General features: G+C 33.6%; 10 protein-coding genes and 1 pseudogene. 2 read left to right on the forward strand and 9 right to left on the reverse strand.

The window, feature by feature from the left end; all coding sequences use genetic code 11:
* Positions 1-627: 627 nt before the first annotated feature.
* The 6 genes from DZB84_RS24305 to DZB84_RS25390 all read right to left on the reverse strand — a co-directional run bounded on the left by DZB84_RS24305 (position 628) and on the right by DZB84_RS25390 (position 4,527).
* Positions 628-1,602 carry an NAD(P)-dependent alcohol dehydrogenase gene (locus DZB84_RS24305; protein WP_116354868.1) on the reverse strand — a complete coding sequence of 325 codons (975 nt, stop codon included), beginning with the start codon at positions 1,600-1,602 and terminating at the stop codon, positions 628-630.
* A gap of 353 nt (positions 1,603-1,955) precedes the next feature.
* Complete coding sequence (locus DZB84_RS24310; protein ID WP_116354869.1) at positions 1,956-2,963, reverse strand: DUF3231 family protein; 1,008 nt, start codon at positions 2,961-2,963, stop codon at positions 1,956-1,958.
* 156 nt (positions 2,964-3,119) lie between these two features.
* Complete coding sequence (locus DZB84_RS24315; protein ID WP_116354870.1) at positions 3,120-3,575, reverse strand: SRPBCC family protein; 456 nt, start codon at positions 3,573-3,575, stop codon at positions 3,120-3,122.
* A 131-nt stretch (positions 3,576-3,706) separates the two neighbouring features.
* Positions 3,707-3,901: a hypothetical protein gene (locus DZB84_RS24320; RefSeq protein WP_116354871.1), complete on the reverse strand. Its 195-nt coding sequence runs from the start codon at positions 3,899-3,901 to the stop codon at positions 3,707-3,709.
* Positions 3,902-4,062: 161 nt separating this feature from the next.
* A complete protein-coding gene (locus DZB84_RS25385) occupies positions 4,063-4,308 on the reverse strand; it encodes a hypothetical protein (protein WP_223254547.1) in 246 nt (81 codons plus the stop codon).
* A 60-nt stretch (positions 4,309-4,368) separates the two neighbouring features.
* A complete protein-coding gene (locus tag DZB84_RS25390; RefSeq protein WP_223254548.1) occupies positions 4,369-4,527 on the reverse strand; it encodes a hypothetical protein in 159 nt (52 codons plus the stop codon).
* Between the two features lie 388 nt (positions 4,528-4,915).
* Here DZB84_RS25390 and DZB84_RS24330 point away from each other — a divergent pair, with 388 nt between their 5' ends.
* Complete coding sequence (locus DZB84_RS24330; RefSeq protein ID WP_116354872.1) at positions 4,916-5,017, forward strand: YjcZ family sporulation protein; 102 nt, start codon at positions 4,916-4,918, stop codon at positions 5,015-5,017.
* A 400-nt stretch (positions 5,018-5,417) separates the two neighbouring features.
* Here DZB84_RS24330 and DZB84_RS24335 read toward each other — a convergent pair whose 3' ends face one another.
* Both DZB84_RS24335 and DZB84_RS24340 read right to left on the reverse strand, forming a co-directional pair.
* Positions 5,418-6,224 (reverse strand): aldo/keto reductase, encoded by an 807-nt coding sequence (locus DZB84_RS24335; RefSeq protein WP_116354873.1) that lies wholly within the window; start codon positions 6,222-6,224, stop codon positions 5,418-5,420.
* Positions 6,225-6,362: 138 nt separating this feature from the next.
* Positions 6,363-6,551, reverse strand: a complete 189-nt coding sequence (locus tag DZB84_RS24340; RefSeq protein WP_116354874.1) for a hypothetical protein — start codon at positions 6,549-6,551, stop codon at positions 6,363-6,365.
* 420 nt (positions 6,552-6,971) lie between these two features.
* Here DZB84_RS24340 and DZB84_RS24345 point away from each other — a divergent pair, with 420 nt between their 5' ends.
* Positions 6,972-7,970: a DUF2268 domain-containing putative Zn-dependent protease gene (locus DZB84_RS24345; protein ID WP_142759864.1), complete on the forward strand. Its 999-nt coding sequence runs from the start codon at positions 6,972-6,974 to the stop codon at positions 7,968-7,970.
* A gap of 183 nt (positions 7,971-8,153) precedes the next feature.
* Here the strand turns inward: DZB84_RS24345 and DZB84_RS25705 are convergent.
* Positions 8,154-8,668, reverse strand: a pseudogene (locus DZB84_RS25705) (GrpB family protein); the annotation flags it as partial.
* Positions 8,669-8,861: the final 193 nt, after the last annotated feature.

Below are 8,861 nucleotides of genomic sequence, written 5' to 3' on the forward strand. Positions count from 1 at the left end.
TAGTTGACGGGATCAATGCCCCACGCACCCGTACGTCCTACCCTGGCTACTGCTATAATAGAATCTATTAAAAAAAGGTCAACCAGTAAAAACTGGTTAACCTTATAATACGAACGCACCCGTTAGTTGAATTTCTTTGCTCTAAAATAGTAAAAAGTAAAACTAACAATTATTGTTATAAGAGTTGTTCCACCTATAATATATACTGCATCAAAATAATGCGAGCTCCCTGTCAGAACCCAAACTTGATAAGGAATAAGTATCATTGCAAAAATTATCAAAACACCCAACATAAGCGATATAACATTATTTTTAGCGTCCTTTGTGATGAATCCTTAGAAGAATATCTAACCTTAGAAACTTTTCTTAGGGCAAATAATAATACAAATATAGCGATAAATAGTAAAACAAAGTCCATTTTAATACCCTCCTTCTAGCCGCAAACTTGAAACATTTATATATTTTCTTATTAAACTAACCTGCTCCGTTAGTGAAACAAGAAAAAAGACCGCCGCAGTGATCATCATCCTTAAGTATTGCAACCGTTAATATAAGAACAATAGTTCACAAATTTAATTTGCTAAGAGTGGCAACACTTTTAATAATCTCATAGTATCTTGTTTAAGACTAACTATTTTCCACGCAGACGACCACTTTTCCCTTTGCATGTCCTTCTCCAAGATAACGGATAGCATCTGGAACCTGACTTAACGAGTATCGCCTATCTATAATAGGTACAAGTTTACCTGCAACAAAAAGTTCTTTAAGATAATTTTGGTCATTACTGTTTGGTTTATGAACAAGAATGGCCATTTCCTTACCTTCATTTTTATAAATCATACGTCCGAGCAATAATAGTTGTAGAATTAGAGAAATCGATCCTCCAATCATAACATAGGTTCCTTTAGAATTTAGTACACGCTTGTAGTCAAAGATAGAACGAGTTCCTACAACATCGATAATTAAATCATACAACTGTCCTTTTTGTGTGAAATCCTCTTCATTATAATCAATAACATGGTCTGCACCAATGGACTTAAGTGTATCTAATTTTTTCTTACTGTCCACACAAGTAACTTCAGCCCCGTATAATTTGGCAATTTGCAATGCAAAGGTCCCAACACCTCCACCAGCACCATTAATTAATACCTTACTGGCTACATGAATTTGTCCTACATCACGAAGCCCCTGAAGAGCTAGAACTCCTGCTTGCGGTATCGCAGCAGCCTCTTCAAATGTCATATTGGCTGGCTTCAATGTCAATGCCTCTGCATTAACACTTACATATTCTGCAAATCCGCCCCAACCACACCAAGATATGTCTCCGAATACCTCATCCCCTACAGAGATATGATTTACTTCTCTTCCAATTTCTTCAACCCTTCCTGCTATATCAGCACCAAGGATTTTGTATTTGGGTTTTAGAAGCCCCCCAAGACGAGCCAAGAATGGTTTACCTCTAAGAAGATCCCAGTCCCATGAATTCACAGAAACAGCATGAATCTTTACCAATACTTCATTTTGCTTTATTGCAGGTTTTTCTATTTCTTTTAGGCTAAGAACGTTGGCCGTTCCGTACTTATTGTAAACCATCGCTTTCATAATGTGTTCTCCTTCACATTTTGGTTTTAGTAAAACTTCATACTGTTTTTGCCTTAAAATTACTCATTAACTAATTATTGAGATGTATGTATTTAGAAGGTTAACTTTATGCATGGTGTATTTATAAATGTAGAATATTATATAATTCTTCCTAATTTTGCTGATTCCTTCTGCTTCGTTAGTTCAATAACTTCAACAAAACAGTGCATTAATCCTTCTTGGATCAACTCACCCGTTACTCTAGGTGAATTACTTACAAAATATATAGAAGGAAGTTGCTTAAGTCCTAATGAAATAAAATAAGCCCTTTCTGTTTTTATGCAGAAGGACTTGAATATGGATTATAATTGATTCTATTTTTTTATTAATTCATCCCTATCAGGAGCCATAGGAGGCTGTTCTAGCCACCCATTTTTAATCATTATATTAGCTCCATCCTCAGCATACAGAGCTATTTCAGCAGTAAGCCTTACATAATTCAGACCTATATCCCTTCTAGGACTCATTGCCATACTAGTACCATAAAATCCAATACTTAAGGCAATAAGGGATGTAGTATAGAACATCATAAGTTTATCAGAAAAAGTATAAGCTGTAGACTCAGTTACATCTGAATCCCATGTCATAGGTACTGGAAGGTAATTTTCTTTAAGGATAGCTCCAAAAACATCAAAATGCTTTTTTGCAATCTCTACACCTCTAAATAAAAACATAGCTACCTCTTTTGACTGTGCAACTTGACTAAATCCCATTAAGGTTGCAACTCCAAAAGCATTTCTTTGAAAATTAACATAGAGGTTCGATATTTCTGTACCTACTAATGATCTCTTTTCTCCAAAAAAGCCTTTAAGGAAATTTTGTTTTTTAACAAAATCAATATCATCTGGTATAGGTAAATAAGGGGACCTGATATAAAGACCTTTAAATAATAAAAGCTCCTTTACCTCCCTAAGAAAATTTATTAATTGTGAAATACACTCACTAAAATGACTGTAAACATCTGCTCTAACTGATACTGACAGATTCATACTGTATCCTTGCAGAGCAATTTGTGATGCTTGATGGAGGTAATTCAAAAAATATGTGTCTGAATACAACCTAGGAGCATTTTCATTTACATCCTCATTAAGGTTAAATCCATAAGGTATTGGATATTTTTCTTTGTTAAATATCTCAGTTAGTGTTTTAAGATTTCCTTGAGCAATTTCAAAAGCATGTTTGACTAATGCTTTAATCTTTTCATCCTCAACTATGGTTAAAAAATATTTAAAATTACAAGCAATGGCAGTATCATTAATATAGGATGTCCAAAGAGCGGTTATCTCTGCTGATGTAAGCTGTACACGATTGCCTTCCTCCATAATAAACCTCCATCTAACCAAACAATCCTTTTTTGTACAATATTCCCTAATTTTTCTAATAATATGTAAATAAAAATGCCGACTGCTTTATACAGTGTTAAATGTACAGTAGGATGTTCTTTCTTGTTAAACTAAACTGCCCGTTAGTTGAACAAACTAATTTACGTTTTCTGCAATTCTTTTTAGTTCTTTTGCACGAGAAATTATAAAGTCAGTCATATACTTTTCCAAAAATAATTTATCCGCAATAATTCCAAAAGGTCCAAAAGGGGACTTATATTCAAAAGTATCAATCATTTTAGTCCCACCTTTTACTTCTTTGAATTGATGGGTATGTGTAAAAGAACTAAAAGCTCCTTTTACCATAATATCAACAAACAAAGTAGGCTTTTCCATATGAGTTACTTTTGCTGTTAGCCTTTGTTTAATACCAAAGTGAGTAGCTTCCCAAGTAACAGTATCGCCAATTTCTAATAGCCCTTGCGTAACCCCGCCAACAGCTTTTTCCTTAGTTTTAGCAGCAGTTTCAATATGTATATCTACGTTTCTTACAAGATCAAAGCATACGTCCACAGGTGCTTTGATAAATTGCTTATGCTTAATAATAGGCATTTGCTATCTCCTTCGTAAGAACAATATTTTTAATACTAATTTAACTCTACTGCTTTGATAGTATAAGAAGATAATCCACCAAGAATAGTTGCTGAATCTTAAACTCTTGCCACCCTTTAAAAAGAAATAGATTATTTCTTTAAATTATTTACGATAAGAAACGTACATACAGCAATGACACTTGCCAAATATATAAGAGAATTTGAAATAGCCGCATAATATGAAAACTCTGCATTACCACTTGTAAAGCCCGATAAAAAACCTACTAATATAAAGCCAATTACAAATACTAAAATTCCCATTAAAATATACTTAATTTGTGTCATAAAGTCCCTCCGTAACAAAGTTTGTTTTTATTTTACCGTACGCACCGGTTATTCCACTTTACTGCTCAGTTAGTTCTATAAATTCAACAAAAAGGTGCGTAAATCCTTTTTGGATCAAAGCACCTCTTAGTTCAATATGAATTTATAATGATGGAGGACTATCAGACAGACAAATCGATAAATTCTAGTTCAATTTCTGCTTCTGCTTTCGAACGATAAACGGTAATTTTATCGTAGGGTTTCAAGTTGTCTTGCCACGATCCTATATTACTCAGAAAATCTTCTCCGTTTTCAGAAATTATCAAGCACTCTAAATGCCTATTGATATAACAAATTGGTGCGCCACTTTTCAAATCACATTGTTGACCAACAGTTCCGATAAATCCACCTTTACTATCTTTTGCCATAATATCTACATATGGAACCGTATAAAATTCTAAATGTGGAATATCATCGTCAAAGATAAATTAAATATCATAATCGTTAACATATTTTTGATATTCCTCATTTTTATGATAAACACTCATAGAATAAATTGTTGTACCTGCTGGTATAACCTCTGCATCTTTTATATTCACATTTATGGCACCAGGTAATTCTTTTCTATCTACATAAACTTTTCGCATCTCAGCCTCCGTTTAATCTTACTTTAAAGTAAATGCTCATTACTTTGTGATTTCTTATTGAACTAACCTGCCCCGTTAGTCATCCATGAAACGGAGCTTCTCCACAGAAAATGAAAGTTAATTACGTTCTTTCATGGTAGTCAAACAATGAAAGTGCTTTTACTTCATAATTTTTTCGAATTACGAACTATTAAATCCACTCTTGTCCATTTCATTTTGGCATTTTACGCATAAACTAAATTATCCACCATCAGCACCATAGTTTTATACCTCAACTGGACATTCATTATTATGGGTGTCCTTTAATTCATAATTAAGTTACAAGTCCAAGCATGGTAAATCCCGTTACATATACTGAATTAACTTCAAAACAAAGGAGGTGTAAGGTATGAGTGGCGGACACGGTATGGGTGCAGGATTCGCATTAATTGTTGTGCTTTTCATCCTGTTAATCATTGTTGGTACTGGATATATGGGCGGTGGATACTAATCCCTCCTAATCTGTAACATTGGAATTAAACTTCTATCGAAAAGAAACGTATTGTTGCGTTTCTTTTCTTATCTACGTTACTTTTTGTTCAATTCCACTAATGTCCTTTTCAACGACCGTTATTGTTGAATTATATGTTAGTGTAGTCACTGCAACATGATCATCATGAGATTCCAGCCAATCTCACGATCAGTACCTCTTTCAGTTTAGACTATGCTCTAGGGTATAGTCCTTTTTTCGCTTTTTCTTTCTACTTCGACATATAAGGAAAGTTTTTCCTATTCAACTATCCTGCCCCTTTAGTTCAATAAAAAACGTTACTACTCCAATCTCATTGTTTTGAAAAAATCACAAAATCCTAGCGATATTATTAATATCACTAGGATTAAGGACTAACCAATTATAAACTTTCAATTTTTTCTATATCTTCTGCAGATAATACGAAATCGAAAAGATCTACATTAGATGCTTGATTTTCACGGTTGTGAGATTTAGGAATAACGATTATACCGCGTTGAATTTGGTATTTTAATAAGACTTGTGCGCCAGATTTTTTATAAGGATTACCAATTTCATCCAAAATTTCTTTTTGATGGGCTTCGGCTTTCATAGGTCCCCATGCAACAGGTGTAATACCCTCGTCTTTTAATACGGCAAGGAGATCTTTGTTAGGTTCTTTTAAGTTAACTTGTATTTGATTAACGGCTGGCTTCACTTTAGCAAATAATTTCAATTCATCTAGATGATTTTTTCCAAAGTTTGAAACGCCGATTGCTTTTATTTTGCCCGCTTCGTAATATTCTTCAAAGACTTCCCAGGTGTTTTTAAGTTGCACTTTGTCTTCGATAGGGAAGTGAATAAGTAGCAGGTCTAGATAGTCTGTTTGGAAGTTTTTTAGACTGTTATCGATAGCTGCTCGAGTAGCATCCTTCGAAGTAATATATTCTTCGTTGCCTGGAATTTTTGTCGTAATGAATAACTCTTCTCGAGGCACTGTGCTTTCTGCTAAAACTCTTCCCACAAGTTCTTCGTTTCGATAAATGATGGCTGCGTCTATTGAACGGTAACCCAACTCAAGTGCTGATACTAGTTCAGGAACTTCATTTGTTAACGCCCCATTATACTCGTTATTTTCTTTTCCATAAGTATTTGTGCCTGTACCAACGATTGGCATTTTCAACCCATTATTAAGTGTTATGTATTCCATATTTTTAAGCACTCCCTCTGCACACCTAATTACTTTACTAACAAAGTACATTATAACAAATTATAGAAATATCCATAAAGTAATATAAGAGAAAGCATTAATCCTTATTTTGTCAACGCACCCGTTAGCTGAATTAAGTTATTCATTGTTTATAGCAGTTTCAATTGGTGGCGTTAGTTCCCCATCATCAAACCTATAATCTAAAATATATATTTTAACGAGAAAATTACCAATCATAAACATAATGAGTAAGGCTATGGCAATAAAGCCCAAGAAGGCTCCTTTTATAATAATCCTAAAGGCTTTCGTTTCGCCCCCCCAACCCATAATCCAATTCCCTCCTGTTTATACGTTTAACATCGATCTCTAAAATTTTGTTGATAAAACTATTTTTTACATCTTGTTCTTCTTTCACTAAACTGCACCGTTAGTCAGTAAATTCAACAAAAAAGGGTATTAATCCTTCTTGGATCAACGCACCCAATAGTTTAAGTACATCATTTCACAAACTTTAACACGTTTTTTCATTATTTGCTTTTCCAGTGAGTTAAATATAAACAGGAAAGGTTAAATTATGCAGTGATGGGCTAATTTTATCCACCCGTCTACACTTTTCTTCAGTAAAGGTGGTCTAATGAGTTAAAAGTAACAGGCATGTAAGTAGGCGATAAAATAATAATCTACTTGTTAAACAATTGGAAGAAAAGGAAAATTTAGAGTATACTAAAAATAATTTTTAATTTGGTGGTGATTAAAATTAATAGACTAGTTCCTTTTTTCATATTTTCCGTTAGTGCTGTATTACTTATCGGTTGTTCTAATAAAACAATTGAAGTTGAATCACCTAAAAATTTAAATATTAAGAACCCTCCGATTGTGAAGAATGGCAATCAGGAATTTAGAATTATACCCTTTTATAGTCAAATATTAGATTACATAGAAAGCGTTTCAGAAATTGAACAACACGAGAAGATGGAAGAACATTACTATCAAAAAGTTGTCGAACCATTTCAATTAGATACTTTAGGTAAAGTAGAGGGGTATTGGATAAAGGACCATTTTGCTTTTGCAACTCCTAAAGACATTAAAACTTTAGAGGAATTTGTTTTTTCTCTAATTAATAATCAAGATGAAATAAATATAATAATAGAACAAGCCTTGATTAAATCATCTAATACCCTTCCAGGCGTGAATAAGAGAGTGTATTTATTTCCTCCTAATCCTGATAACATGGATGGTATCAATTTAATGGGTGGCGTTTCTGGGGTAGCAGTTAGTAAGGATGCATTCATAATACGGATTGATCCATCTTCTTTTAATGAGGATTTGTTAGAGTATAGTGTTGCACATGAATATAACCATACTATTTATATGGAGAGCGGAAATGTAAACTGGAAAAACACTTTATTAGATTCAATTATTCTCGAAGGAAAAGCTGACACTTTTGCCAAATGTCTTTACCCCAATATTAATATACCGTGGATAGAACCTCTATCAAATCAAAAAGAGGAGGAAGTGTGGGAGCACTTAAAAGAGAATTTAATGTCAAAGGACCGAACAATAAAAGGCGATTATTTTGAAAATCCAAACAAAGGAATCCCCCGTTGGACCAACTACAAGATTGGATACCAAATAGTGAATTCCTTTTTAGAAAAGAATCCCACCACCCCGGTCAGAGACTGGACAGTATTATCTGCGGAGGAGATTTTATCAAATAGTAAATATGGAGATAGAATTCCAAAATAAAAGTTTATTTAGATTCTTGCAAAGGAAGAGATATTCTGACTTTGCTTTTTTGTTTGCATTTTCTTTCTACTTTATTATAAAGCTGTGTTTTTCGCCTTCTACTATCCTGCCCCGTTAGTACAATAACTTCAACAAAAATATGCGATAATCCTTCTTGGACCTATCGCAAACTTTGAGAAGATCTTATGTTCTTTTCCTGTAAATTTCTTTTACAAATTGTTCCTTATAGTCGGTATATTCGTCGATTCCACCATTATTTCCTTCTTCAAACTCTATTTTCAAATTTTTGAGTTGGTCTCGTACTGTTTCATTTGAATTTAAGTAATCCCTAAAAAAGATTAAATTCTTCCAAAGGTCGTTATTAAATTGAACCAAATGGATAAAATGGGTCTTTTCTTCGTAGGTTTCATCAGTAAACTTTGCAAGTACAATTTCATTAGAACGTTGAACCCGAAGTCTTAAAAAACCAACCTCCTTTAGCCTTGTAAAAGAGCTTTATCAACATCTTCAATATCATCTACACCCACGACTAAATCCAATATTGGTTTTGCAAACATATCCTTAATTGCTGTGCTTCCTAGATGTTCAATTTGATTTTCCTTGATAGGGGTTGAATTAAGAATATCCTGTTTTACCTTAAAAAATTCTTGCTGCCATTCAACGGTATACCCTACTAATCTTACTTCATCCCGTTTTAGTCATAATTTCATTTAACCACCTCATTTTCATGGAATGTAAATAATTCGTCCCCCCTCTTAAAATCCTTCTTCAACTCCCTCAGTTTGATACGAATATCTCTCAAATGCTCACTTATTCGCAGGATTTCATACCCCTTTAAAATGGATTTATAGGTATTAGAAGTGAGTTCAGATCATTTTGGCTTCGTGAAGG

Origin of the sequence: Bacillus sp. HNG, from assembly GCF_003400205.1 — a bacterium.
Classification (GTDB): Bacteria; Bacillota; Bacilli; order Bacillales; family Bacillaceae_L; genus Ferdinandcohnia.

Coding starts and splice junctions, on each gene's coding strand:
- DZB84_RS25390 (WP_223254548.1), bottom strand. CDS start 4,527: ATGCGAAAAGTTTATGTAGATAGAAAAGAATTACCTGGTGCCATAAAT.
- DZB84_RS24315 (WP_116354870.1), bottom strand. CDS start 3,575: ATGCCTATTATTAAGCATAAGCAATTTATCAAAGCACCTGTGGACGTA.
- DZB84_RS24335 (WP_116354873.1), bottom strand. CDS start 6,224: ATGGAATACATAACACTTAATAATGGGTTGAAAATGCCAATCGTTGGT.
- DZB84_RS25385 (WP_223254547.1), bottom strand. CDS start 4,308: ATGGCAAAAGATAGTAAAGGTGGATTTATCGGAACTGTTGGTCAACAA.
- DZB84_RS24305 (WP_116354868.1), bottom strand. CDS start 1,602: ATGAAAGCGATGGTTTACAATAAGTACGGAACGGCCAACGTTCTTAGC.
- DZB84_RS24320 (WP_116354871.1), bottom strand. CDS start 3,901: ATGACACAAATTAAGTATATTTTAATGGGAATTTTAGTATTTGTAATT.
- DZB84_RS24310 (WP_116354869.1), bottom strand. CDS start 2,963: ATGGAGGAAGGCAATCGTGTACAGCTTACATCAGCAGAGATAACCGCT.
- DZB84_RS24330 (WP_116354872.1), top strand. CDS start 4,916: ATGAGTGGCGGACACGGTATGGGTGCAGGATTCGCATTAATTGTTGTG.
- DZB84_RS24340 (WP_116354874.1), bottom strand. CDS start 6,551: ATGGGTTGGGGGGGCGAAACGAAAGCCTTTAGGATTATTATAAAAGGA.